The organism is Kitasatospora sp. NPDC048715, from assembly GCF_043198905.1.
Lineage (GTDB): Bacteria > Actinomycetota > Actinomycetes > Streptomycetales > Streptomycetaceae > Kitasatospora > Kitasatospora lactacystinica.
In genome coordinates this window covers 584480-607008 of the sequence record NZ_JBICVH010000002.1, presented here as the reverse complement: position 1 = coordinate 607008, position 22529 = coordinate 584480, and the positions used below count along the sequence as shown (strand labels likewise).

The following is a 22529-nucleotide window of genomic DNA, read 5'->3' as shown; positions in this document are numbered from 1 at the left end:
CTTCCCCGGTCCGCCGTGGTCCGCCGTGCTCCGGGATCCGAAGGGATCAGGAGTTGAACTCGCAGGGGAAGCTGGTCGGGACGTAGGTCACCCACACGTCGTCGATGCAGGCCACGGGGGTGAGGTCGGCGTCGAGCTCGTCCTCGAAGACGATGGCGTCCTCGTCGATGTCCAGCAGGCCGGCGTCGCGGATGTCGGTCATCAGGGCACTCATGGGGGTCCTCCCAATGATTGGAGTTTTGGGTCCTACGTGCTGACCGCGCTCGGAGCCGGGGTCGGGCGGGGCGCTCGTCCTTCCGCCCGTCCCCCGGTCCGCCGTGCCTCGGGATCCGGACGGATCAGGAGTTGAACTCACAGGGGAAGCGGGTCGGGACGTAGGTCACCCACGGGTCGGCGAGGCAGGCCACGGGGGTGAGGTCGGCGTCGAACTCGTCCTCGAAGACGATGGCGTCCTCGTCGATGTCCAGCAGGCCGGCGTCGCGGATGTCGGTCATCACGGCACTCATGGGGGTCCTCCCAATGATTGGGGTCTTTGGGTCCTGCTTGCTGAGCGCGCTCATGCTAGCCAGGCCGCCCCACTCGGGACAGGGCGCCGACCGACCTGCCGGATCGCCTACGACAAAGGGAGGTTCCGTTTGTGGACACCGGCTCCGACGGCTCTCACCGGGGCCGCACACACCGGATCGCCGCCTCCGGGACCGGAGGCGTTCACGGGCCGGCGACCGGTCAGCCGCGCGGGCGGCGCGCCCGGAGGTACTCGCGGGCCAGCAGGCGCAGCGCGGCGGGCTTGGCCGGACTGGCCGAGCGGCGCAGCAGGGCGCCGAGGTCGGCGCGGGCGGCGGCGCTGGTGAGCTCCTCCACGCCGACGATGCAGCGGACCATCGGCCGGTGGGCGGGCGGCACCCGGTCGATGACGGCCCTGCCGTCGGCGAGGGTGCGGTCGGCGCGGTCGAGCAGGGCGGCGAGCAGGGCCCGGACGGCGGGCAGGTCGCGGGCCCGCTCCAGGTCGGCGCGGGTGACGCCGTGCTCCTTCAGGGTCTCTTCGGGGATGGTCAGCCGGCCGTCGGCGAGGTCCTCGGCGAGGTCGTTGACGAAGTCGAGCCGCTGGCTGCCGTCGATGAAGGTGCGGCAGGCGGCGCGGTAGCCGCCCTGGTCGCCGTCCGGGCCGATCAGGCCGGCGACCACCATGAAGCCGGGCAGCGAGTACCCGTCCACGTAGGCCTGGTAGTCCTCCTCGGTGGCGAATCCGGTGAAGTCCAGGTCGGCCCCGGTCGCGGCGAGGAAGTCCAGCACCCGGTCCCGCAGGACGGGGTGGGCGGCGACGCTGTGCAGCAGCGGGCGCAGCTCGGGGTCGTCGGTGCGGCCGGCGGCGAGGCCGTCGGTGACCCGCTTCCGCCAGCGGGCGGACGCCGCCCGGCGTTCGGCGAGCGGGCCGCTGTCGAGCAGGGTGTCGGTGCGGTGCATGAAGGCGGCGGCGGCGATCACGTGCGGGACCATCCGCGCGGGCAGCAGCAGCTCGGTGGCGAGCGCGGCCTCCCGCCGGTAGCGGGCCATCTGCTGCCGCTGCCGGCCGTAGTCGGCCCGCAGGCCGGCCTCCCGCACCCCGGCCGCGTCCAGCGCCCGCTCCCACCTGCCCACTCGGTCCACCCCATCGTTCGTTCGACGGGGCCGAGCGTAGCCGGTGGGAGCGGGAGGACCTATTCGGGGCCCTGCGGCCCCGGGGCCGCGGCGGCGCCGGTCAGCGCTGGCGGATCGTGGCGAAACCGCAGGCCGGGGTGCAGAGGGTGACGATGCCGCTGTAGCGGTGGGTGGTCCGGCCCCGGGTGACGCTGTGCACGGTGTGCTTCTCCCGCAGGTTGAGCTCCCGGCAGCGCGGGCACGCGGCGCCGACCGGATCGCCCCAGGGGCGGTTGGGGTTGAGCTTGGCGATGGAGACGACCATCAGGACGGCGGCCACGCCCGCGCCGCCGAAGCCGATCACCCGCCACACCCCGTTGCCGGACTCCCGACGGTCGATCATCTCGTCGTAGGAGTAGGTGCCCCCGCCGCCGCGGCTGGACCAGATCCGGCACTCGCTGTGCCGGGTCATCGTCTGGCCGTCGCAGGTCGGCGGGGTGTCCGGGTCCGCCTTCCCGACCACCAGGGCCAGGAAGAAGCCGAGTGCGATCAGCAGGCCGAAGACGACCACGGCGACGGTCCGGCTGCGGCCGGTGTGCAGCCGCTTGCGTTCGTTGTACGCCATATCGATCACAGCCTGGGCCATGTTGCCCCCGTCGACCGCCACTGGTCTTCTCCCGTTGTCCACGCCGCCCGCCGGGCCCGGGTGACGGGCCGGACGGGACCCCCGTCCGGGGGCGAGAAGAACCCACCACGAACGGTGCCCGCTTGTCCGGGACTTGGGAAGATCTTGACCCTTCGGTGGTCCGCCCGGCGTCCGCTCAGTCGCCGACGGCGACCGAGGCCAGGTAGGAGCCCGCCCGGGCCGGGTCGAAGTACCACTCCTCCAGGTCCGCCGGCTCGTCGAAGGCGTTGGCGAACCGGTGGGCCACGGCGGGCGACCGGCCCCCGGCGCCGAGGATCTGGAGGACGTGCGGGGGCGGTGGGGCGAGCAGTTGGTTGCTCCAGGTGGTGGCGGGGGCGGCGAGGTGCCAGAACCTGTCGAAGGCCTCCTGCTGGAAGGCCCGGTCGAAGGGCCTGTCGCCGTGGTCGAGGATCGCCTCCAGGTAGACGGCGGCGCACTTGGCGGCGTTGTTGGAGCCCTGGCCGGCGATCGGGTCGTTGAGGACGACCACGTCCGCGACGCCCAGCACCGAACCGCCGCCGGGCAGTTCGCCGATCGGGTGGCGCACCGCCGGGGCGAAGCGCCCGGCCAGGGTGCCGCCCGCGTCGGTGAGTTCGACGCCGGAGCGGGTGCGGTCGTACTCCCAGGGTGTGAAGGTCTTCATCAACTCCAGGGTCACCCGCAGGTGTTCGGCCGGATCGCGGATCCCGTCGAAGGCGTCCGCCGGGCCGCCCGGTCGGGCCTCCCAGATCATGATGTCGCAGGGCCCGGCCTCGGTCAGGGCGGGCACCATGAACAGCTCGCCGACGCCGGGCACCAGGTTGCAGCGCACCGCCGGGTAGTCGTGCTCGGGGCGCGGCCCGAGCCCGTGCACATAGCTGGCGGCCAGCGCGCGCTGCGGCCGCTCGTACGGGGAGCGCGCGTGGTCGCGCTCGAACAGCGAGGCCAGCGCGCCCTTTCCGGAGGCGACCAGCACCAGGTCGTAGGAGCCGGCCAGGTTCTGCAGGTCGGCCGCGGTCACCTGGCGCAGCTCCACCCGGCCGCCGCGTCCGGCGAACAGCTCCAGCCAGGTGGACATCTTCAGCCGCTGGTCGACGGACTGCGCGCGGGCGTCCAGCCGGGCGACCCAGTCGATCGCCCGCTCCGCCTCCGGTCCGGCGACCGACACCCCGAGGCCCTCGATCCGGGGCGCCCGGTCGGCCCACAGGTCGAGGCCGAGGGCGCGCTCGGTGCGCAGCGCGGAGTCGAACATGCACTGGCTGGACATCACCCGCCCGCCGCGCACCTCCTCCGGGCCGCGGTCGGTCAGCACCGTCACGTCGTAGCCGTGGGCCTGCAGCCCCAGGGCCAGTTGGAGTCCGGCCTGCCCGGCGCCGACGATCAGAATTCTGCGCATCGCCCCTGCTCTCCTGGTGGTACGTCCCGGACGGCGGCCCGCACGGCCCGGCCGCCACCGGACTGCTTACCAGTCATCGGGACGCCCGTCCACGGGCCGTGCCGGTGCCCGTCGCCCGCCCTCCTGCCGGAGCTCCCGGGCCCGGCGGGACGGCAGGTGCGTCACCCCGTGACCAGCTGCCGTCCGCTGACCTCCTCCGGGCGGATCCGCACCCAGCGCGGCCGGTCCCCGCCCGCCCAGGGGGCCGCGCCGGGCAGGCCGGCCAGGCGCTCCAGTTCGGCGGGGTCGTCCACGTAGTGCGCGGGGCCGAGGGCGAGCACGCTCCAGCCGCGCCCGAGGTACTCGTCGATGTGGTCGACCTGGAAGGAGACCGCGGCCCCCTCCTCCGGGGAGGCGGCGCCGTGCTCGCCGGTGCGGTAGGCGAAGGAGCCCCGGTCCACCACGTAGTTGACCGGCAGCACCACCGGCCCCGGCTCGACCGGCAGGGCGATCCGGCCGATGCCGTGGTCGCCGACCAGCTGCCAGCACTCCTGCTCGGTGAGGTCGAGCAGCCGGGGGCGCGGGCCGGGGCCGCCCTGGCCGGGCGGGGCGTCGGCGCGGCCGGACACCAGCTCCTCGGGGGTGCTGTCGAGGGCGGCGGCGATCCGGACGAAGCCCCCGGGGTCGAAGGAGGGACCGGCCTCCAGCAGGCACCGCAGGTAGCGGGGAGCCATCGAGGCCCGGTGGGCCAGGGCCTCCTCGCCGAGGCCCAGTTGCTCGCGCCGTTCGGCGATCCGACGGGCCACGACGGCGGGGTCGGGGGTGTCGTTCACAGGGGTGACTCCTCGGCTTGCCGGGGGCCGTCCGGCCGCGTCCGGGTGTTGACCAGGCCGGATCCATCCAAGCGCCCGGCCTGCGGCAAGTCGAGCAACAGCACGGCCCCGTGCGTGTCGGTCCGCGCCCGGGGCCGGCCGCTGCCACCGACGTGCGGTCGACCAGCCGGTGCCACCCGACCGACACGCCGCCCGACCGAGGCGCCGCACCCCGACGCCGCCGGGCGGGCCCGGGCCGCCGCGCTCGCCAGGGCGCTGCCGGAGAGACCCGGACCGGGCCGCTCAGCGGCGGGCGGGCGTGCTCGCCCCGGCCCGGCGGCGGTCCCACCGGGCCGGGGCGAGCGCGGCGAGCATCACCGCCGCCGTGAGCACGAACGCCCACGGGTAGCCCGTCCCGCCCGCGACCGCCCCGAAGGCGGCCGCGCCGATCCCCATCCCGCCGTCGTACGCGACGTTCCACAGCGCCGTCACGGTGCCGTAGCCGGCCGGCGGCACCCGCGCGTACATCAGCGCCAGCGTCGCGTTCTGCGCGACACCGAACCCCGCGCCGAACACCGCGGCGCCGGCCACCACCGCGACCGGGCTGCCCGTGGCGGCCAGCAGCAGCACCCCGGCCGCCGAGACCAGCAGCGCGGGCAGCACCAGCCCGGCCGAGCCCCGGCGGTCCCCGTACCGCCCGGCCAGCCAGCGGGTCAGCGTCGCGGCGCCGGGCTGGACCAGCAGCGCCACCGCGACGGCGGTGGCGGACGGCACGGCGAGCGGCAGGAAGGTGACCAGGATCCCGGCCGCCAGCGCCGTCGCGCCGAACACCGCGGCCGGCCGCAGCAGCGCGCCGCTGCGCAGCCCCTCCCGCACCCCCACCGTCGGCCCGTCGGCCCGGGTGCGGTCCGGCAGCGCCGGGACGGAGGCGACGGCGGCCAGCGGCGCCGCCGCCCCGATCGCGAACACCCAGTCCCAGCCGAGGTGCTGGCCCAGCCAGACGCCGAGCGGCAGGCAGGCCAGGGCGGGCAGCCCGGAGACCAGGCCGACCAGCGCGAGTCCCTCCCCGCGCCGCTCGGCCGGGATGAGCGCGGCGGTCAGCGCCCCGCCCGCCACCAGCGCGACCGCGAAGCCGAGCCCGCGCAGCAGACAGACCGTCACCACCGCCGCCATGCCCCCGGTCCACGCCAGGAGCGGCGTGGGCGCGCCGAGCAGCACCAACCCGGCCGCCAGCACCGGGCGGTAGCCGAAGCGCGCGGTCAGCCACGGGGTGGCCAGTTCGCCGACCACGGTGGCCAGCATCAGCGCGCCGGTGGCCAGGCCCGCCGCGTGCTCGCCGCCGGACTCCTGGGCGCACAGCGGCACGGCGGAGAGCAGCAGGTTGAACCCGACGGAGGTGCCGAGCAGGGAGACGAAGCGCAGCAGCAGTGCCCGCGTCAGCAGTGGCGGCCGGGCGCAGCCGGAGCCCGCCGCGGAGTCGATCGTCGTGGTCACCCGGCGACGCTACCGGCCCGAACAGGCTGCCGGTAGGGCTCACTTCGGCCCGCGGCAGCGGCCCCGCCGACGCTCCGTCGGAATACCCGCGCACGACGCTGTCCACCGCCCCGGCCCGAGCGCATACTGGCCAGCGCGGCTCGCACCGGGCGACGGGGCCACTCCGGTCCCCGGCCCGGCTGTGCCGCGACGGGGGAGGCCGGAATCGTGGCAGTTGTCGTGATCGTCGCCGTGGTGCTCCTGCTCTGGCTGGCGACCGGTGTGCGGGTGGTCCAGCAGTACGAGCGCGGTGTGGTGTTCCGGCTCGGCCGGGTGAGCGGGCAGGTCCGCCAGCCGGGTGTGAGTCTGCTGCTGCCGGTGCTGGACCGGATGCGCAAGGTCAATGTCCAGGTCGTCACCATGCCGGTTCCGGCGCAGGAGGGCATCACCAAGGACAACGTCTCGGTGAGTGTCGACGCGGTGCTGTACTTCCGGGTGGTGGATCCGGTCAGGGCCACCGTGGACGTCCAGAACTACTCCTTCGCCATGCTCCAGGTCGCCCAGACCTCGCTGCGCTCCGTCATCGGCAAGAGCGAGCTGGACGACCTGCTCTCCGGCCGGGAGAACCTGCACCAGGGGCTGGAGGTGATGCTGGAGAGCCCGGCCACCGGCTGGGGCGTGCAGATCGACCGGGTGGAGATCAAGGACGTCAGCCTGCCGGACTCGATGAAGCGTTCGATGGCCCGCCAGGCCGAGGCGGACCGTGAGCGCCGGGCCCGGATCATCACCGCCGACGGCGAGTTCCAGGCCGCCACCAAGCTCGCCGAGGCGGCGAGCAGGATGAGCGAGACCCCGGCGGCGATGCAGCTGCGGCTGCTCCAGACCGTGGTCGAGGTCGCGGCGGAGAAAAACTCGACGCTGGTGCTGCCGTTCCCGGTGGAGCTGCTGCGCTTCTTCGAGGCCTCCGCCGCCGCCCGGGCCGCCGACCCGGGGGCATAGGCCGGGCCTATGGCCCCATAGATCACCACCGCCTACTTCGCAGGTCATCCGTAGGGTTTGCTACAAAGGTTCGGCTAACCTTTGTTGCATCGCGCCCGACCGGAGGACCACTCGTCATGCCCCGCCCGATCCGAGTCGCGATCGTCGGAGCCGGCCCCGCCGGCATCTACGCCGCGGACGCCCTGCTGAAGTCCGACGCCGCCCAGGACCCCGGTGTCTCGATCGACCTGTTCGAGCGGATGCCCGCTCCGTTCGGCCTGATCCGCTACGGGGTCGCGCCCGACCACCCGCGCATCAAGGGCATCGTCACCGCCCTGAACCAGGTGCTCGACAAGCCCCAGGTCCGGCTGTTCGGCAACGTCGACTACCCGAACGACCTCGCCCTGGACGACCTGCACCGCTTCTACGACGCCGTGGTGTTCTCCACCGGCGCGACGGCCGACCGCGCCCTGGAAATACCCGGCATCCACCTCGACGGCTCCTACGGCGCGGCCGACTTCGTCTCCTGGTACGACGGCCACCCGGACGTGCCCCGGACCTGGCCGCTGGAGGCCGAGAAGGTCGCCGTCCTCGGCGTCGGCAACGTCGCCCTGGACGTCGCCCGGGTGCTCGCCAAGACCGCCGACGAACTGCTGCCCACCGAGATCCCGCCGAACGTGCACGAGGGCCTGAAGCGCAACCGGGCCGTCGAGGTGCACGTCTTCGGCCGCCGCGGCCCCGCCCAGGCCAAGTTCAGCCCGATGGAGCTGCGCGAGCTGGACCACTCCCCCACGATCGAGGTGATCGTCGCCCCCGAGGACATCGAGTACGACGAGGGCTCGATCGCCGAGCGCCGCTCGGTCAAGCACGTGGACCTGGTCGCCTCGACGCTGGAGAACTGGGCGATCCGCGACGTCGGCGACCGCCCGCACCGGGTGTACCTGCACTTCTTCGAGTCCCCGGTGGAGGTGCTCGGCGAGGACGGCCGGGTGGTCGGCCTGCGCACCGAGCGCACCGAGCTGGACGGCACCGGCAATGTGCGCGGCACCGGCGGCTTCACCGACTGGGACGTGCAGTCGGTCTACCGCGCGGTCGGCTACTACTCCGACGAGCTGCCCAAGCTGCCCTTCGACCCGGCCTCGGGCACCGTTCCGCACCAGGCCGGACGGGTCCTGGACGGCGACGGCTCGCACCGCACCGCCACGTACGTCACCGGCTGGATCAAGCGCGGCCCGGTCGGCCTGATCGGCCACACCAAGGGCGACGCCAACGAGACCGTCGCCTGCCTGCTGGACGACCACGCCGCCGACCGCCTGCCCGGCGCCGTCGAGCCGGACCCGGCGGCCGTCGAGCAGCACCTGCGCGCCCAGGGCGTCCGCTTCACCACCTGGGAGGGCTGGAAGCTGCTGGACGCCCACGAGCGCGCGCTCGGCGAGGCCGAGCAGCGCGAGCGGGTCAAGGTCGTCGAGCGCGAGGACATGCTCCGCCACAGCGGGGCCTGAGCCCCCGCAGGAGTCCGGGCCCGGACGTCCGAGGGCCCGGGCGGCGCCCTACGGGATCCCGGACGTGTCGGTGATTCGAGGTCCTGATCATTTCGCCCCGCCGAGCCGGTGCTCGGCGGGGCGGTCCGGAGGTACAAGGGCCGCCGGGGACGGCTCACAGACCTGGCACGTGGTAGCCGTTGAGGCGCCAGAGCGCGGCGCTGTACCAGAGCAGGGCGATCAGGACGAGCAGGGCGCCGCCTGCCGTGGGCAGGGCCCAGCCGGGAAGCCGGCGGTGGCGGACCACGATGACCTTGGCGACGAACGCGCCGTAGAGGAAGCATCCGGCGAACGAGTGCAGGGCGATCCGACTGTCCGTCAGCTGCACGCCGTAGGCCCCGAGGCAGTGGTAGGCGATCGGGAGGGACAGCAGGAACGCGGCCAGGCCGACCAGCCGGTGCCCGGTCCGGACCGACCGGGGTGCGGTGGGCAGGCCGGGCAGCCGGCCGTACATCCAGAGCGCCAGCGGGAGCTGGGCCAACGCGAGGCCCAGCAGGGCGGTGCCGAGCTGGGCCTTGAGCTGGTTGGCGTCGTCGAACCGGCGGCCGAAGAGGCTGCTCGCGTAGTCGGGAGTGTGCGCCCGGCCGTACCAGAAGAGGCCGGCCGTCACGGCCACCGGCAGCGATGCCCACAGGAGGCCGGAGGCCCGCCGAGGGCGGGACGACCGTTCGACGCCGTTCATCCGCTCAGCCGCCCTCGACCTTGTTGCCCGAGGTGTTGACCACGTACCACGTGGCACCGAAGGCGCTGGACTCCTCGCCGTTGGTGTCGCCCTGCGCCGTGTCGCCCTCGAAGAAGTAGAGCGGGTGGCCGTTGTAGACGATCTGGGTCGTGCCGTCCTTGCGGGTGCTCGTGGAGAGCTTGGCCTGGTCGACGCCGTTGGCGGCGGTGGGGGTGCCGGTGGTCAGGGCGGGGGGCCAGGCGGTGGCGCAGGCGTCGTAGCAGGTCGAGGTGGGCGAGGTGTCCGCCTCGAACAGGTAGAGCGTCTTGCCTCGGGCGTCGACCAGGATGTTCTGGTACTTGCCGACGGTGGTTGCCGAGACCGTGGCGGCCGCACCGCCGGCTCCGGCGGAGGGGCTCGGGCTCGCGCTCCCCGTCGGGGTCGCTTCGGCGGACTGACTGCCGGAGGGGCTCGCCGCGGAGGTCGGGCTTGCCGCAGGTGTCGACTTCTTGCTGCTGGAGCAGCCGCCGCACACCACGGTGACCAGGGCGACGACGGCGGCCGTGGCGGTCACCGTACGGGAAATTCTCATGGGCTTCTCTCCGGCCGGGGTGGGAACTGGTGCCACCACTTCAGCGCGAACAGGCTCGGCCGCTTCACCAGGCACGCCAGCAGGCGGGCCAGGCGAGGCGACCGTTAACCCTGATGGCCGACGGCAGCGGCCGTGGCCCGGTCCGCGCGCCCGTCAGGGACGGACGATCGGCAGCAGCAGCTCGTCCACGATCTCCGCCGGATCGAGCCGCACCGCGTCCCCGCCGCACATCTTGATCCGGTACAGCATCAGCGCCGGCACCAGGTCGGTGACCAGCGGGGTGACCGCCCCGGGCCGGACCTCGCCGCGGGTGGTGCCGCGGTCCAGCACCTCGGCGATCAGCGCGGTCGTCGGCTGGACGACCCGCTCCAGCACGATCTCCAGGAAGGCGTGCGCCCGCTGGTGGTCGAGCTCGCTCATGACGGCCCGCACGGCGGCGCCGATCTCGCTGACCATCGCGGCGCGCAGCCTGGTGACCACCTCCAGCAGGTCCCCGCGCAGGCTGCCGGTGTCGGGGGCCGGGCCGGACGGCGGCAGGCTGGCCCGCAGCGCGTCCTTGACCAGCTCCTCCTTGGAGGACCAGCGGCGGTAGAGCGCGGCCTTGCCGGTCTGCGCGGCGGCGGCCACCCCCTCCATGGTCAGCCGGGCGTAGCCGTCGGTGGTGAGCTGCTGGAGGACCGCCTCGTAGATGGCGCTCTCCAGCGCCTCGCCGCGCCGCCGCAGCGGGGCGCCCGTCACCGGCCCGTGCCCGGTGTCCGTCTCAGCGGTCATGGTTGCGCACCTTCTTCAGTCGCCTTTCCTCGGTCCCGTCGCTCCACGCGTTCGGCCGCCGTTCCCGGGAAGGTCCCGGGCCGGCCGCGCGAACGGTGAAGCACTTCCCCTGTCGCGGAGATCACCTGGACCCCACTGTCGATGTTAGTGAACGAACCCGTTCCCGGCGTCGCCCCCGGCCGCACGATCCGTTCTGGTGTTCGAGTTGCGATGGGTTTCCCCCTCGATACGCTTCGAGAAGAGGCTCCCTGAGCCCGGACCCGCGCCGCCCCCGGCGCACCCCTTCCGCACGACAGGACCGGGACAGGACCGTGGCCCCATGCGGCTGGGGCGGGACCGGCGGTGGCATGGAGGAGCAGGTCGAAGTGGACCCGCCTGCGGAACCCCGTGGAGGACCCCATGACCGAAAGAACGGCCGGCATGGCGCTGGCAGCCGCCGGCGCCGCCGCGGTCTTCGCCGTGGTGAGCATCGTCGCCGCCGCCAGGGCGTGCAGGTGCCGGATCTCCGGCGCCGAGAGCGCCCCCGGAGCGGAACGGCCCCACGGCCCCAGCTCCGGCACGACCGGCACCAGCCACGGTCGCTGCACACCCCCGAACGTCTGTTGACCCCCTCTTCCCCGTATCCCCTATTCCTGGAATTCCCGTCCCGCCCCCGGCCGTCACCCGTCGCGCCGGGGGCCCTTTCACGTGCCGGGCGCCCGCACCGCGGGTGCACACGGCGCCCTCGCCGCACCCACCGCACCGGACCGCTGCGGACGGGCCGCTCGCCGGTCACCGGCCCGCGGGCCGGCGCGGGAGCACCGCGTGCACCCGGGTACCGCGCCGCAGGGCGTCCACGGTGCAGCTGCCGCCGATCTCCGCGGCCCGCTCGGACATCGACTGCAGTCCCACTCCCGGGTGCACGGGAAGCCCGTGGCCCGGGCCCTGCCCGTCGTCCTCGACGTCGAGCACCAGCCGCCCGGGCTCCGCCCGGACGGACACCGTGGCGCTGGCCGCCTGCGCGTGGCGCAGCACGTTGTTGAGCGCCTCCGCGGTGATCCGGTAGACCGCGACCTCGACGGCCGCGGGCAGCGCCGGCAGCGGGTCGGGCTCAAGCCTGGTGGTGACGGCGAGGTCCGGGCCGCTGAAGGTCTCGGCGAGGCGGCTCAGCGCCAGGGACAGGCCGTAGTCGCCCAGCGCGGTGGGCCCGAGCCGGTCGGTGATCCGCCGGACCTCCCGGACCGCCGAGGCGAGGTCGTCCGCGACCCGGTCCAGCACGCTGGAGAAGAGCGCCGGGTCGTCCACCGCGGCGGCGGCCTGCAGACGCAGCCGCAGGCCGGCCAGCATCGGGCCGAGGCCGTCGTGGATGTCCCGGCGCAGCTGGCGGCGCTCCTCCTCGCGGGCCGCGACGATCCGCTCGCGGCTGGCCCGCAAGTCCTCCATCAGCTGGAGCGAGGCGACGGCCGGCGCGGCCTGGTCCGCGAGCGAGCGCAGGATGTCGCGGTCGCTGTCGTCGAGCACCCGCTGGCCCTGCCGCGGGGCGACGGTGAGCCGGCCGATCTGGTCCCCCCGGTGCACCAGCGGGAAGCCCTCGCCACTGCCGGAGAGCTCCCCGACGGCGGCCAGCGGCCGTTCGCCGCTGCGCGTGGAGACGGTCAACTCCACGCCGGGCAGCCGCAGTTCGTCGCTGACGGTACGGCACAGCACGGCCGGCACCTCCTGCGGGTCGACGGTCTGGCTGACCCTCCCGGCGAGACTGCGCAGCACCTGGTACGGCTGCGCGCGCGAGCCGTAGTACCAGCGGTCGACGAGGCCGGAGGCCCCGCGCACGCCCCGGGGCAGGCCGATCGCGAGCAGGAAGACCGCGGCGACCACCACCAGGGCCCCGAGGCCGCGGCCGGGCATCAGCATGGTGGAGAGCAGACAGGCCACCACCACGAACACCATCGCCAGCCCGGCGGCCACCAGCAGGCCGACCAGGACCCGCCGGGCCGCCCGGTCGAGCCGCCAGGAGCCGTCCCGGACCACGACGGCGGCCAGGGTGATCGTCCACAGTGCCGACGTGACGGCGAACGCGATGTACGAGGGCGTGCTCTGGTCGAAGAAGTAGCCGAGTTCGGCTCCGCCCCACAGCAGGTACACGCCGAGGGCGATCAGGACGTTCTGCCGGCGACGCCGCGACACCCCGCGGATGCGGGCGAGCGGGACGAGCACCACCAGGACGGTCAGCACGACGTACACCACGAGCTGGGCGTCGAGCAGCCGGTCGTCGAGCGCCCCCAGCCAGTTCGCGAAGGCGCTGCCGGCGAACGGGTTGGGCCGGCCGAACACGGTGGCGTCGGAGAAGGAGTAGCCGGCCGGGGCCAGCCTCCACAGGCCCACGGCGGCGATCGCGAACCACCACCACCTGCTCGGCAGCGTCCCGTTCGGCAACCACAGCGGCAGCGCGTGCCACAGGGTGGCACTGACCGCGTAGCCCACCGACACCAGGACCACCACGGCCCCGACCACGTGGGGGCCGCCCCCCTCCACCCACAGCGGGGTCTGCGCGGCGAGCGGGACGATCAGCGTCGCCCCGTACACGAGCAGCACCCAGCCGAGCTGGTTCCCGGGCCGGTGGGCGTGCAGCAGCACCCCGCCGGCGACGGACGCCAGGCCGTAGCCGAGAACCGGTAGGAGACGGGCGGGTGTGGAGATCCCGGGCGTTCCGAGGTGGCTCACCACGTACCCGGCCCACAGGCCGCCGGCCACCAGGCAGACGAGCGCGCACAGCCCGGCCGCGGACAGCTGCCGCTCCGCCGGACCGGACCGTGGCCGCCACCAGGCTCTGTGTGTGCTGTCCGCAGCCATGTCCGCCCTCTCGTCGCCGGGCACCTCCGGATCTCTGCAGTCTGCGCCACCTGTTGTCCCGGGCGCATGAGGCAGCGGCCCCGCAGGCCCCGTGGCGGCCCCGCAGGCGCGGGGCCGGGCCCCGGGCGCGGGGCCCCGCCCCGGGCCGGTCAGACGGGCGGGTTGGGGCGGGTCAGACCGCGGTCGTAGGCGAAGATCACGGCCTGGACGCGGTCCCGGGCACCGATCTTCGACAGCACCCGGCTGACGTGCGTCTTGACGGTCGACTCGGCCAGCACCAGGCGCTGGGCGATCTCGTTGTTGGACCAGCCGTGGGCGATGGCGACCAGGATCTCGCGCTCGCGATCGGTCAGGGCGTCCAGCCGCGGATCCGCGACGGGCTCGGCGCCGGGCGGGCGGACCGGCAGGCGGTGGGCGTAGGCGTCGAGCAGCCGCCGGGTGATCGCGGGGGCGACCACGGCGTCGCCCCCGGAGACGGCGCGGATGCCGGCCAGCAGTTCCTCCGGACGGGCGTCCTTGAGCAGGAAGCCGCTGGCACCGGCGCGCAGCGCGGCGTGCGCGTACTCGTCGAGGTCGAAGGTGGTCAGCACCAGGATGCGGGAGCGCCCGCCGGTCGCGACGATGCGGCGGGTGGCCTCGATCCCGTCCATGCCGGGCATCCGGATGTCCATCAGGACGACGTCGGGGCGCAGGTCGGCGGCCAGCCGGACGGCCTCGCCGCCGTGGGCCGCCTCGCCGACCACCTCGGTGTCGGGCTGGCTCTCCAGCAGCATCCGGAAGCCGTAACGCTGCAAGGGCTGGTCGTCCACGATGAGGACGGTGGTCACGTCGGGCCGCCTGTCGGGTCGGGGGTGAGGTCCGGGCCGGCTCCGGGGCCCGGGCCCGCTCCGGGGCCGGGGTCCGCGGTGGGGCCCGCGCCGGTCGGGTCCGCGCCGGAGGTGGGGTCCGGCCCGGGGGTGAGGTCCAGAACGGCCTCCACGGTCCATCCTGCACCGGGGACGGGACCAGCCGTGACGGTGCCGCCGTACAGGGCCGCGCGTTCGCGCATCCCGGCCAGGCCGTGGCCGTACCCGTCCGTGCGACCGTGCCAGCGGGGGCCGCCGGGCCGGCCGGTGTCCTCGACGCGGATCCGCAGCCGCTCGGCGTCGACGGTCAGCGTCACATGGGCGCGGGTCTCGGGCCCCGCGTGCTTGAGGGCGTTGGTGAGCGCCTCCTGGACGATGCGGTAGGCCATCAGCTGGACCCCGCGGTCCGGTCGGTCCAGGGCGCCGGCGGCCGTGTACACCACCTGAGGGCCGGCGGCGCGGATCCGGGCGCACAGCCCGTCGAGGTCGGCGATGCCGGGCTTCGGCGTGTACTCGGCGGCCTGGTCCCCCTGGTCGCGCAGCACGCCGAGCATCCGCCGCAGTTCGCCGAGCGCCTGCCGGCTGGTGTCCCCGATCAGCAGCAGGGCCTCCCTGCCGCGTTCGGGGTTGGCCTGCGCCGCGTACGCGCCGCCGTCGGCCAGCGTGACGATGACGGACAGGTTGTGGCCGACGATGTCGTGCATCTCCCGGGCCACCCGGGCACGTTCGGTCGCGGTGGCCAGCCGGCTGCGCTGGTCGCGCTCGATCTCCAGCCGGGCGGCCCGCTCCCGCAGCCCGGCGAGCTGGGCGCGCCGCACGCGCACCGCGATGCCCAGGGCCACGGCCGCCGTCGCGGCGCTGAACAGGAAGAACAGGGCGTCGCCGACCGGCAGCCCAGCACCGGAGACGGCCACCGCGACCAGCGCGACGGCCACCGCCATGGCCGCACAGGACCACGCCAGGTGCCGCAGCCGGCCGTGCAGCGCCAGGCTGTAGAGGGCGACCAGCAGGGCGGCGTCGGCGCGCAGACCGACGTCCAGCGACCACTGCAGGACGAAGACGGCCATGATCGTGGCGAAGGCCGCCGTGGGCCGTCGGCGGCGCCACAGCAGCGGCAGCACCAGGCCGGCCTGCAGGGCCATGGTCTGCGGCAGCGGCAGCCGGGCGAGCACGATCCGGTGCTCGCGCCCGCCGGCCTCGACGTGACCGGGAAAGAGGTCGGGCAGGCAGAACAGCAGGAAGGCGAGGGCCACCACCGCGGCGTCCAGCGCCCAGGGGCGGTCGCGGTCCCCCTGTCGAAGCCGCTGGCCGATTCGGGCCAGGCGGGCGAACAGCGGGTGGCCGGACAGGACGTCGGCGGCCGCCGCGTCGGTGGCCCGGGGGTCGGAGGCTCGGGGGTCGTCGGCCCGGACACCTCCGGCCGCGAACGGGCTCGTGGTGGTGGCGTGCTCGCTCACCGGTGGCACCTCCCTGGTCGGCCGGGCTGTCGAGGTCGTGGGTGCGGCGCCGGTTGGTCCCGGCGCCGCGATGGATCGTCTCCGCTCCGAGTCTCTCAGGCGTCGGTGCGCACCAGCCGCACGGCCGCCGCGCCGAGGGCGAGGACCATCCAGCCGAGGAAGACGGCCAGCCCCACCGTCGGCGAGAGCGTGGTCGAGTCGTGGTGCAGGGCGAACATCGCCTCGCCCGCGTGGCTGGGCAGGTAGGGGCTGAGGTGGCTCTGCCAGGCGCTGGGCAGCAGCGAGGTCAGCCCGGGGACCAGCATCAGCGTGGCCACCAGCACCGCGATGCCGCCGGCCACCGAGCGCAGCAGCGCGCCGAGCGCGACGCCGATCACACCGACCAGCGCGAGGTAGAGCCCGGCGCCCAGCAGGCCGCGGACCACCCCGGCGTCGGAGAGGGTCATCGCCACCCGGGTGCCGGAGAGGACGCCGCTGTCGGCGACGAAGACCGCGAACACCCCGACGGTGCCGAGCACCAGCGCGATCAGCCCGTACACGGCGGCCTTGGACCAGAGCACCGGCAGTCGGCGCGGCACGGCGGCCAGGGTCGAGCGGATCATGCCGGTCGAGTACTCCCCGGCGGCGACCAGCACACCGAGGACGCCGAGGGCCAGCTGGGCGAAGTTGGTGCCGAACAGGGAGAGGCTCAGTGTGCTCGCGCTCGCGAAGTCCCGGTCCATCGGACGGCCGGAGGTCATCCGTGACTTGAACTGGTAGGCGGCGATCAGGCCGAAGCCGACCAGGAAGAGCAGGGCCAGCCCGAGGGTGATCCAGGTGGAGCGCAGCGACCACAGCTTCGCCCACTCGGAACGCAGCACCCGCACCGCCGTCACCCGGTACGCGGGGCGTGTGGGCCGCAGGTCGCCGGAGGCGGGCATCGGGCTCGGTGCGATGGTGGTCATGCCGCACTCCTCGGGGTCTCGCCGGCGGCTGCGCCGGCGGCGGTGGTGGTCGTGCCGTGGTACTCGACGGCGTCGCGGGTCAGGTCCATGAACGCCTCTTCCAGGGAGACCGTCCGCGGGGTGAGTTCGAACAGGGCGATGCCCCGCTCGGCGGCGGCCAGGCCGATCTCGCGGGCCGTGCGTCCGCTGACCAGCAGTTCCTCCGAGCCCGCCCGGCCGGTGACCTCCACACCGGGGCCGGCCAGCGCGGTGCGCAGCAGGGCCGGGTCGGCGCTGACCACCTTGACCACGTCGCCGCCGGCCTGGCGGACCAGGTCCTGCACGGTCGTGTCGGCCAGCAGCCGGCCCCGGCCGACGATGATCAGGTGGTCGGCGACCAGGGCCATCTCGCTCATCAGGTGCGAGGAGACGAAGACGGTGCGGCCCTCGGCGGCGAGCGAGGTGAGCAGGTTGCGGATCCACAGCACGCCCTCGGGGTCGAGGCCGTTGACCGGTTCGTCCAGCATCACCGTGGCCGGGTCGCCCAGCAGGGCCGAGGCGATCCCGAGCCGCTGGCCCATGCCGAGCGAGAACGCCCCGGCGCGCTTGCGGGCCACCGACGACAGCCCGGTCAGCTCGATGACCTCCTCGACCCGTCGGCGCGGGATGCCGTGGGTGTGGGCCTGGGCCATCAGGTGGTGGAAGGCCGAGCGGCCCGGGTGGATCGACTTGGCCTCCAGCAGCGCGCCGACCTCCTGGAGCGGCGCCGCGTGCTCGGCGTAGCGGCGGCCGTTGACCCTCACCGAACCGCTGGTCGGGGCGTCCAGCCCGACGATCATCCGCATCGTGGTGGACTTGCCCGCGCCGTTCGGCCCGAGGAAGCCCGTCACCGTCCCCGGCCGGACCGTGAAGTCCAGCTGGTCCACGGCCGTCTTCTCCCCGTACCGCTTCGTCAGCCGGTGCGCCTCGATCATCGCTCACCTCTGTGCTCCGGGGCCGGTCCGTCCGGCCGCCCTCGTGCACCACGCTACGTGCGGAGTCGGCTCCGATCCGTGGTACCGGAGTCCGATCATCGGCGCGCCCGTAGTACCGCGGTACCACCCCGGCACCCCACCGCAGCAGCCGGTCAGCGGTGCTCCGCCAGCACCGCCCGAACCTCCGCCAACAGCGTCCGGTGGTCCTCGCCGTACGTCGCCACCGCCGCGAACACCGCGCGGCCGCTCGCTCCGGGAGGCGGCGGGCGCGGCGTCCGCCGATACTGGGGCCGCCCGGATTCTTCTGGAGGAACCATGGACTACGGTCTCGGCGTACGGCTCGACCGGCCGTTCGCGCAGGCGGTGGAGACGGTCACCGCCGCGCTCAAGGAGCAGGGCTTCGGCGTCCTGACCACCATCGACGTCCGGGCGACGCTGCGCGAGAAGATCGGCGCGGAGATCGAGGACTACCTGATCCTCGGCGCCTGCAACCCCGCCCTCGCCCACCGCGCCCTCCAGGCCGACCGCCGGATCGGGCTGCTGCTGCCCTGCAACGTGGTGGTCCGGGCGGACGGCGGGGCCACGGTGGTGGAGGCCGTCGACCCGCAGACCATGGTCACCCTGGCCGGCCCGGCCGGCGGGCTGGGCGAGGTCGCCGAGGAGGCGGCGCGGCGGCTGAACGCCGCCCTGGACGCGCTGCGCGGATGAGGAGCAGACGATGACCGCACCCGTCGTCGCCGGATTCGACGGCTCCCCCGAGAGCCGCGCCGCCACCGAGTGGGCCGCCCGCGAGGCGCAGCGGCGCGGCTGCCCGCTCGATCTCCTGCAGGCCTGGCCGTGGCCGCACCACGACGTGGTCGGCAGCGAGGAGACCTACCGGCACGCGCTGGACCAACTCGCCCTCCGGGCCGATGAGTTGCGCCCGCTGGCCGGCGTCGGGCCGGTCACCTCGGCGATCGTCCCGACCGATCCGGCCGAGGCGCTGGAGGCGGCCGGGAACTCGGCCGGCCTGCTCGTCCTGGGCTCGCGCGGGCTGGGCGCGGTGCGCGGCTTCCTGGTCGGCTCGGTGAGCCATGAGGTGCTGCGCCGGGCGAGCTGTCCGGTGGTGCTGGTCCGGGCGGAGGCGGTCGAGTCGGACGGCCCGGTGCTGGTGGGCCTCGACCTGACCCGCCCGATGGACGACGTGCTGGCCTTCGCCTTCGACGCGGCCGCCCGGCGCCGGGCCCCGCTGCGGGTGGTGCACGTCTGGTCGCCGCCGGTCTCCAGCCAGTACACGGCGCTCCAGGCCGTCGGCGGACTGGGCGAGCTCTCCTCCGTCGACCGGGACCGGTTCGCCGAGCAGCTGGCCCCCTGGCGGGAGCGCCACCCCGAGGTCTCGGTGACCGCCGACCTGATCCAGGGCAGCCGCTCCGTCGACCTGGTGGACGCGGCGGAGGGGGCCCGGCTGCTCGTGGTCGGCCGCCGCACCCGCCGCACCCTGTTCGGCGCCCACCTCGGCCCGGTGGCGCACGCCGCGATCCACCACGCGGTGTGCCCGGTCGCCCTCGTCCGGCACACCTGAGTGGCGAGGGGGCGGCGAGGGGGCCGCGGCGGAGCGGCGGCCGGCCCTACGCCGGACCGTCGGCCGGCACGTGCGCGGCGTAGAGCCGCTGGAGCAGCCCGTTGAGCTGCCGGCGTTCGGCCGCGGTCAGGGCGCCGAGGAACCGCTCCTGCTCGGCGGCGGCCGCGGCCGCGATCGTCCCGACCAGGGCGCTCCCCCGGTCCGTCGGGGTGACGACGCGGCGGCGCCGGTCGGTGTCGTGCGGACGGCGTTCGACGAGCTGCCGGTCAGCCAGCTGGTCGAGGACCGGGACGAGGTTGCGGGCATCCACGGCGACGAGTTCGGCCAGCCGCCGCTGGACCACCGGACCGTGCCGGTCGAGGGCGACCAGCACGGCGTACTGGCCCTGGGTCAGCCGGTGCTCGCCGAGGAAGGCCGTCCAGGAGCGGGCCGTGAGGGATCCCAGCCGCGCCAGCAGGAAGCCGGTGCCGCGCTCGAAGGCCGGTCGCTCCGGTGCGTCCGGTGCGTCCGGTGCGTCCGGTGCGTCCGGCCGGTCGTTGTCGCCGCTCATGGGGCCAGCCTAGTCAATGGACATGCCTCATGTCGTTTGATAGACATGAATCATGTCTATTGAGCTGCGCCACTCGACCGTGGCCGTCGGCGACCGCTCGCTCCACGTGGTGGAGTCCGGCCCCGCCGACGCCCGTCCCTTCCTGTTCCTGCACGGCTGGCCGGAGTCCTGGCGGACCTGGCTGGGGGTGATGGAGGCGGCCGGCGGCGAGGCCCGGACCATCGCCGTGGACCTGCCCGGGATCGGCGGCTCCACCGGGGCGGTCGAGGGCGGGTCGAAGCGCCGGCTGGCCGGGACGGTCCACGCACTGGTCCGGGAACTCGGTCTCACCGGCACCACCCTGGTGGGCCACGACGCCGGCGGGATGGCGGCCTACGCCTACCTGCGGAGGTTCACCGGCGTCGAGCGCGTCGTCGTGATGAACACCGTGATCCCCGGCGTCGACCCGTGGAACGAGGTGCTGCGCAACCCGTACATCTGGCACTTCGGCCTGCACGCGGTGCCCGACCTGCCGGAGACCCTCGTCCAGGGCCGGCAGGCGGCCTACTTCGACCACTTCTACGACGTGCTGTCGGCCGACCCCGCCCGGATCACCCCCGAATCCCGCGCGGCGCACGCCGCCGCCTACGCGAGCCCCGCCGCGCTCACCGCGGGATTCGATCTGTACCGCGCCTTCCCCCAGGACGCCCGGGACAACGCCGAGGCCGCCGCCGTCCCGGCCGGCACACCGCTGCTGTACGTCCGCGGCGACCGCGAGGGCGGCGACATCGAGGCCTACGCCCGGGGCTTCCGCGCCGCGGGCGTCCGCGAACTCGCCACCGCGGTGGTCGCCGACGCCGGGCACTTCGCCCAGGAGGAGCAGCCCGCCGCCGTCTGGGCCGTCCTGCGCGACTTCACCGCCGCACGGCCGACGGTCTGAGACCCGCCGCCGACGCACGCGGGACGGCCCGGCCGGGCGCGGCCGGCAGGGGACGAGGCCCCTGGCCGGCCCGGCCGGGCCGGCCGCTCAGCGGATGCCGCGCCGGCGGGTGATGCGGGTGAGCACCGAGCCGGACAGCAGCGCGGCGGCGCCGACCGCGCCGACCGCGGCGACGGCCCGCCCGTGGGAGCCGGTCGCCGCGAGCTCGGCCGGGGCCGCGGCAGCGCCACCGGCAGCGCCAGCGGCGGCGCCCGCGGCCTCGCGGATCTGGCGGACGATGTCCTCGGGGTGGGACATCATCGACACGTGCGAGGAGTCGATCTCGACGGTGCGCGACTTGGCGCGCCTGGACTCGAAGCGCTCCAGGTCGGGGGCGATGGCCCGGTCCTGCCGGGAGACGACGAACCACGACGGGATGTCGCGCCAGGCGGCGGCGGTGGCCTTCTCGGCGAACCCGACCTGGGAGACGGGGCGCTGCTCGGCGGCCATCAGCCGGGTGCGGGACTCCGGCAGGTCGGCGGCGAAGACGGCGCGGAACTTCTCGCTCTGGATGTAGAGGTCGACTCCGCCGCCGCCGGTGCCGGTGAAGGGGACGGGGTTGAGCGCGGTGGCGAGGTCACTGCCCGCGAACTTCGTCGACAGTTCGGCCGCGGACTCTCCCACGTCGGGCGCGAACGCCGACACGTAGACCAGAGCCCTGACGTTCGGGTTCCCGGCGGCGGCCTGGGTGATGACGGCTCCGCCGTAGGAGTGGCCGGCCAGCACGATCGGGCCGCTGATGCTCTTGAGCAGACTGGCCACGTAGGCGGCGTCCTCGGTCAGACCGCGCAGCTCGTTGGGCGGGGCGAGGACGGTGAATCCGTCGTCCATGAGGCGCGTGGCGACGTCGTTCCACCCGGAGGCGTCCGCGAACGCGCCGTGCACCAGGACCACCGTCGGCCTCCCGCCGCCGCCCGGCCTGCCGCCGTCCTGGGCGGCCGACGCGGGCGGCGCGGTGGCGGCGACCGCACAGGTCGCGAGCGCCACCACGGCGGCGGAGGAGATCGAACGGCGGGACAGCGATATGCCCATGGTTCCTGCCTTTCAGCGAGGTGAGAGGGGGTTGGAACCACCCTGCTCACACGCTTGTCCGGGCAGCACACCACGCTGCGCACACGGGTGAATCCGCACCGCTGTTCGAGTTTCGGTGCGAGGGCATCCGGTTTCGACGGAGGTCCGCTCCATGTCGATCGACGCGGGCGGACCACCGTTCGGCCCAGCGCGTTCAGAGCTCTCCGGACCTGAACCGGGCCGCCTCGTCCTCCAGGTCCGCCAGGTCGGGCGTGCGGTGGCGGATGGCGCTCACCCACTGGTGGACGAGTGCCCAGAGCTCGGCGAGACGACCGGGGACCGGGGCGCCGAGGAGGGTGAGGAGGCCGGTCGCCGCCGGGTCGCCCTCGTCGCAGGCCGGACAGAGAGCGGTCTCCTTGAAGCCGGTCACCTGCTTCCCGGCCTGATTCGGCCAGGAGTGCGGGTAACGGGCGGTCAGGAGGGCCGGGATTCCGCAGCGTCGACAGGGCGGGAGGACGGCGGTGCGGACCATGACGAGGGGACAGGGTTCGTTGGGAGGCGTCATGCCGGACCCACCCCGGCCTCGGCAGCGACACCGGAGGCGGTCCTCGGGGAGTCGCGGCCGCCGCCCCCGGGTGGGAGGGACCCGCCGATCCGGTCGGGCGGCAGCACCTTGACGGTGCGCCCGCCCCGCGCGCGGGCACGGCCCGGGCTGCGGGAGGAGTCCTCGACGGCGTTCATGGCCTTGGTCCTGCCGAAGGTGTTCACCCGTACGGTCTACCCGTCACCGCGCGTGTCGATGACACGGCGGACGGTGCGGTGTGCCGCCGGTCGTCGAAGAGCCGGCCGCGCGCGGGAGTTCCGGCGGAGCGCACCGGGCCGGTCCGCGCCCGGACCGGCGGCGGCGTGTCGCAGGGCGGCGCGGCGGTCACACTAC

General features: G+C 74.6%; 25 protein-coding genes. 6 read left to right on the top strand and 19 right to left on the bottom strand.

Annotation, left to right across the window (positions count from 1 at the left end; translation table 11 throughout):
• Nucleotides 1-46 precede the first annotated feature (46 nt).
• From ACGFSC_RS06385 to ACGFSC_RS06355, 7 genes are all read right to left on the bottom strand, one after another.
• Nucleotides 47-214, bottom strand: a complete 168-nt coding sequence (locus ACGFSC_RS06385) for an SflA family class IV lanthipeptide (RefSeq protein WP_359907946.1) — start codon at nucleotides 212-214, stop codon at nucleotides 47-49.
• 124 nt (nucleotides 215-338) lie between these two features.
• Nucleotides 339-506, bottom strand: coding sequence for an SflA family class IV lanthipeptide (locus ACGFSC_RS06380; RefSeq protein WP_359907948.1), 168 nt, complete (start codon nucleotides 504-506; stop codon nucleotides 339-341).
• A 220-nt stretch (nucleotides 507-726) separates the two neighbouring features.
• The gene (locus ACGFSC_RS06375) at nucleotides 727-1638 is read right to left on the bottom strand and encodes a squalene/phytoene synthase family protein (RefSeq protein ID WP_359907951.1); all 912 of its coding nucleotides are present in this window, start codon (nucleotides 1636-1638) and stop codon (nucleotides 727-729) included.
• Nucleotides 1639-1738: 100 nt separating this feature from the next.
• Entirely contained in the window at nucleotides 1739-2242 is a 504-nt protein-coding gene (locus ACGFSC_RS06370) for a hypothetical protein (protein WP_359907953.1), read from the bottom strand.
• Nucleotides 2243-2438: 196 nt separating this feature from the next.
• The gene (locus tag ACGFSC_RS06365) at nucleotides 2439-3677 is read right to left on the bottom strand and encodes a styrene monooxygenase/indole monooxygenase family protein (RefSeq protein ID WP_359907956.1); all 1239 of its coding nucleotides are present in this window, start codon (nucleotides 3675-3677) and stop codon (nucleotides 2439-2441) included.
• 161 nt (nucleotides 3678-3838) lie between these two features.
• Nucleotides 3839-4489, bottom strand: coding sequence for a pyridoxamine 5'-phosphate oxidase family protein (locus tag ACGFSC_RS06360; RefSeq protein WP_359907959.1), 651 nt, complete (start codon nucleotides 4487-4489; stop codon nucleotides 3839-3841).
• A 282-nt stretch (nucleotides 4490-4771) separates the two neighbouring features.
• On the bottom strand, nucleotides 4772-5962 hold the full coding sequence (locus tag ACGFSC_RS06355; RefSeq protein WP_392862568.1) for an MFS transporter: 1191 nt from the start codon (nucleotides 5960-5962) through the stop codon (nucleotides 4772-4774).
• 207 nt (nucleotides 5963-6169) lie between these two features.
• Between ACGFSC_RS06355 and ACGFSC_RS06350 the strand changes: the two genes are divergently transcribed.
• Together ACGFSC_RS06350 and ACGFSC_RS06345 are read left to right on the top strand one after the other, a co-directional pair.
• On the top strand, nucleotides 6170-6940 hold the full coding sequence (locus tag ACGFSC_RS06350; RefSeq protein ID WP_359898434.1) for a slipin family protein: 771 nt from the start codon (nucleotides 6170-6172) through the stop codon (nucleotides 6938-6940).
• Nucleotides 6941-7056: 116 nt separating this feature from the next.
• Nucleotides 7057-8421, top strand: a complete 1365-nt coding sequence (locus ACGFSC_RS06345; protein ID WP_359898433.1) for an FAD-dependent oxidoreductase — start codon at nucleotides 7057-7059, stop codon at nucleotides 8419-8421.
• Nucleotides 8422-8575: 154 nt separating this feature from the next.
• Here ACGFSC_RS06345 and ACGFSC_RS06340 read toward each other — a convergent pair whose 3' ends face one another.
• The 3 genes from ACGFSC_RS06340 to ACGFSC_RS06330 form a co-directional block, all read right to left on the bottom strand.
• The gene (locus tag ACGFSC_RS06340; RefSeq protein ID WP_359898432.1) at nucleotides 8576-9142 is read right to left on the bottom strand and encodes a DUF6529 family protein; all 567 of its coding nucleotides are present in this window, start codon (nucleotides 9140-9142) and stop codon (nucleotides 8576-8578) included.
• A 4-nt stretch (nucleotides 9143-9146) separates the two neighbouring features.
• Complete coding sequence (locus tag ACGFSC_RS06335; protein ID WP_359898431.1) at nucleotides 9147-9713, bottom strand: hypothetical protein; 567 nt, start codon at nucleotides 9711-9713, stop codon at nucleotides 9147-9149.
• A gap of 153 nt (nucleotides 9714-9866) precedes the next feature.
• A complete protein-coding gene (locus ACGFSC_RS06330) occupies nucleotides 9867-10484 on the bottom strand; it encodes a TetR-like C-terminal domain-containing protein (RefSeq protein ID WP_359898430.1) in 618 nt (205 codons plus the stop codon).
• Nucleotides 10485-10883: 399 nt separating this feature from the next.
• On the opposite strand from ACGFSC_RS06330, the gene ACGFSC_RS06325 reads away from it, so the two are divergent.
• Complete coding sequence (locus ACGFSC_RS06325; RefSeq protein ID WP_359898429.1) at nucleotides 10884-11090, top strand: hypothetical protein; 207 nt, start codon at nucleotides 10884-10886, stop codon at nucleotides 11088-11090.
• A gap of 165 nt (nucleotides 11091-11255) precedes the next feature.
• On the opposite strand, the gene ACGFSC_RS06320 is transcribed toward ACGFSC_RS06325, so the two are convergent.
• The 5 genes from ACGFSC_RS06320 to ACGFSC_RS06300 form a co-directional block, all read right to left on the bottom strand.
• Nucleotides 11256-13313 carry a histidine kinase gene (locus ACGFSC_RS06320; RefSeq protein WP_359898428.1) on the bottom strand — a complete coding sequence of 686 codons (2058 nt, stop codon included), beginning with the start codon at nucleotides 13311-13313 and terminating at the stop codon, nucleotides 11256-11258.
• A gap of 149 nt (nucleotides 13314-13462) precedes the next feature.
• Nucleotides 13463-14140, bottom strand: coding sequence for a response regulator transcription factor (locus ACGFSC_RS06315; protein ID WP_359898427.1), 678 nt, complete (start codon nucleotides 14138-14140; stop codon nucleotides 13463-13465).
• Nucleotides 14137-15507 carry a sensor histidine kinase gene (locus ACGFSC_RS06310; protein WP_359898445.1) on the bottom strand — a complete coding sequence of 457 codons (1371 nt, stop codon included), beginning with the start codon at nucleotides 15505-15507 and terminating at the stop codon, nucleotides 14137-14139. The genes ACGFSC_RS06315 and ACGFSC_RS06310 overlap by 4 nt, the downstream gene beginning before the upstream one ends.
• Nucleotides 15508-15710: 203 nt before the next feature.
• Complete coding sequence (locus ACGFSC_RS06305; RefSeq protein WP_359898426.1) at nucleotides 15711-16559, bottom strand: ABC transporter permease; 849 nt, start codon at nucleotides 16557-16559, stop codon at nucleotides 15711-15713.
• The gene (locus ACGFSC_RS06300; RefSeq protein ID WP_359898425.1) at nucleotides 16556-17512 is read right to left on the bottom strand and encodes an ATP-binding cassette domain-containing protein; all 957 of its coding nucleotides are present in this window, start codon (nucleotides 17510-17512) and stop codon (nucleotides 16556-16558) included. The genes ACGFSC_RS06305 and ACGFSC_RS06300 overlap by 4 nt, the downstream gene beginning before the upstream one ends.
• 315 nt (nucleotides 17513-17827) lie before the next feature.
• On the opposite strand from ACGFSC_RS06300, the gene ACGFSC_RS06295 reads away from it, so the two are divergent.
• Together ACGFSC_RS06295 and ACGFSC_RS06290 are read left to right on the top strand one after the other, a co-directional pair.
• Nucleotides 17828-18220, top strand: a complete 393-nt coding sequence (locus ACGFSC_RS06295) for a DUF302 domain-containing protein (protein ID WP_359898424.1) — start codon at nucleotides 17828-17830, stop codon at nucleotides 18218-18220.
• A gap of 10 nt (nucleotides 18221-18230) precedes the next feature.
• On the top strand, nucleotides 18231-19073 hold the full coding sequence (locus ACGFSC_RS06290) for a universal stress protein (RefSeq protein WP_359898423.1): 843 nt from the start codon (nucleotides 18231-18233) through the stop codon (nucleotides 19071-19073).
• Between the two features lie 46 nt (nucleotides 19074-19119).
• Here ACGFSC_RS06290 and ACGFSC_RS06285 read toward each other — a convergent pair whose 3' ends face one another.
• Complete coding sequence (locus ACGFSC_RS06285) at nucleotides 19120-19623, bottom strand: MarR family transcriptional regulator (RefSeq protein ID WP_359898422.1); 504 nt, start codon at nucleotides 19621-19623, stop codon at nucleotides 19120-19122.
• Between the two features lie 52 nt (nucleotides 19624-19675).
• Between ACGFSC_RS06285 and ACGFSC_RS06280 the strand changes: the two genes are divergently transcribed.
• Complete coding sequence (locus ACGFSC_RS06280) at nucleotides 19676-20542, top strand: alpha/beta hydrolase (protein WP_359898421.1); 867 nt, start codon at nucleotides 19676-19678, stop codon at nucleotides 20540-20542.
• Nucleotides 20543-20629: 87 nt separating this feature from the next.
• On the opposite strand, the gene ACGFSC_RS06275 is transcribed toward ACGFSC_RS06280, so the two are convergent.
• The 3 genes from ACGFSC_RS06275 to ACGFSC_RS06265 form a co-directional block, all read right to left on the bottom strand.
• The gene (locus ACGFSC_RS06275) at nucleotides 20630-21613 is read right to left on the bottom strand and encodes an alpha/beta hydrolase (RefSeq protein WP_359898420.1); all 984 of its coding nucleotides are present in this window, start codon (nucleotides 21611-21613) and stop codon (nucleotides 20630-20632) included.
• A 193-nt stretch (nucleotides 21614-21806) separates the two neighbouring features.
• Nucleotides 21807-22157 carry a DUF6300 family protein gene (locus ACGFSC_RS06270; protein ID WP_359898419.1) on the bottom strand — a complete coding sequence of 117 codons (351 nt, stop codon included), beginning with the start codon at nucleotides 22155-22157 and terminating at the stop codon, nucleotides 21807-21809.
• Nucleotides 22154-22360, bottom strand: coding sequence for a hypothetical protein (locus ACGFSC_RS06265; protein WP_359898418.1), 207 nt, complete (start codon nucleotides 22358-22360; stop codon nucleotides 22154-22156). The genes ACGFSC_RS06270 and ACGFSC_RS06265 overlap by 4 nt, the downstream gene beginning before the upstream one ends.
• Between the last annotated feature and the right edge of the window lie 169 nt (nucleotides 22361-22529).

What these genes read in the sequence shown, in the direction of transcription:
- ACGFSC_RS06385 (WP_359907946.1), bottom strand. Translation starts at nt 214, where the DNA reads ATGAGTGCCCTGATGACCGACATCCGCGACGCCGGCCTGCTGGACATC.
- ACGFSC_RS06380 (WP_359907948.1), bottom strand. Translation starts at nt 506, where the DNA reads ATGAGTGCCGTGATGACCGACATCCGCGACGCCGGCCTGCTGGACATC.
- ACGFSC_RS06370 (WP_359907953.1), bottom strand. Translation starts at nt 2,242, where the DNA reads ATGGCGTACAACGAACGCAAGCGGCTGCACACCGGCCGCAGCCGGACC.
- ACGFSC_RS06365 (WP_359907956.1), bottom strand. Translation starts at nt 3,677, where the DNA reads ATGCGCAGAATTCTGATCGTCGGCGCCGGGCAGGCCGGACTCCAACTG.
- ACGFSC_RS06345 (WP_359898433.1), top strand. Translation starts at nt 7,057, where the DNA reads ATGCCCCGCCCGATCCGAGTCGCGATCGTCGGAGCCGGCCCCGCCGGC.
- ACGFSC_RS06340 (WP_359898432.1), bottom strand. Translation starts at nt 9,142, where the DNA reads ATGAACGGCGTCGAACGGTCGTCCCGCCCTCGGCGGGCCTCCGGCCTC.
- ACGFSC_RS06335 (WP_359898431.1), bottom strand. Translation starts at nt 9,713, where the DNA reads ATGAGAATTTCCCGTACGGTGACCGCCACGGCCGCCGTCGTCGCCCTG.
- ACGFSC_RS06330 (WP_359898430.1), bottom strand. Translation starts at nt 10,484, where the DNA reads ATGACCGCTGAGACGGACACCGGGCACGGGCCGGTGACGGGCGCCCCG.
- ACGFSC_RS06325 (WP_359898429.1), top strand. Translation starts at nt 10,884, where the DNA reads ATGACCGAAAGAACGGCCGGCATGGCGCTGGCAGCCGCCGGCGCCGCC.
- ACGFSC_RS06320 (WP_359898428.1), bottom strand. Translation starts at nt 13,313, where the DNA reads ATGGCTGCGGACAGCACACACAGAGCCTGGTGGCGGCCACGGTCCGGT.
- ACGFSC_RS06305 (WP_359898426.1), bottom strand. Translation starts at nt 16,559, where the DNA reads ATGACCACCATCGCACCGAGCCCGATGCCCGCCTCCGGCGACCTGCGG.
- ACGFSC_RS06300 (WP_359898425.1), bottom strand. Translation starts at nt 17,512, where the DNA reads ATGATCGAGGCGCACCGGCTGACGAAGCGGTACGGGGAGAAGACGGCC.
- ACGFSC_RS06295 (WP_359898424.1), top strand. Translation starts at nt 17,828, where the DNA reads ATGGACTACGGTCTCGGCGTACGGCTCGACCGGCCGTTCGCGCAGGCG.
- ACGFSC_RS06290 (WP_359898423.1), top strand. Translation starts at nt 18,231, where the DNA reads ATGACCGCACCCGTCGTCGCCGGATTCGACGGCTCCCCCGAGAGCCGC.
- ACGFSC_RS06285 (WP_359898422.1), bottom strand. Translation starts at nt 19,623, where the DNA reads ATGAGCGGCGACAACGACCGGCCGGACGCACCGGACGCACCGGACGCA.
- ACGFSC_RS06280 (WP_359898421.1), top strand. Translation starts at nt 19,676, where the DNA reads ATGTCTATTGAGCTGCGCCACTCGACCGTGGCCGTCGGCGACCGCTCG.
- ACGFSC_RS06275 (WP_359898420.1), bottom strand. Translation starts at nt 21,613, where the DNA reads ATGGGCATATCGCTGTCCCGCCGTTCGATCTCCTCCGCCGCCGTGGTG.
- ACGFSC_RS06270 (WP_359898419.1), bottom strand. Translation starts at nt 22,157, where the DNA reads ATGACGCCTCCCAACGAACCCTGTCCCCTCGTCATGGTCCGCACCGCC.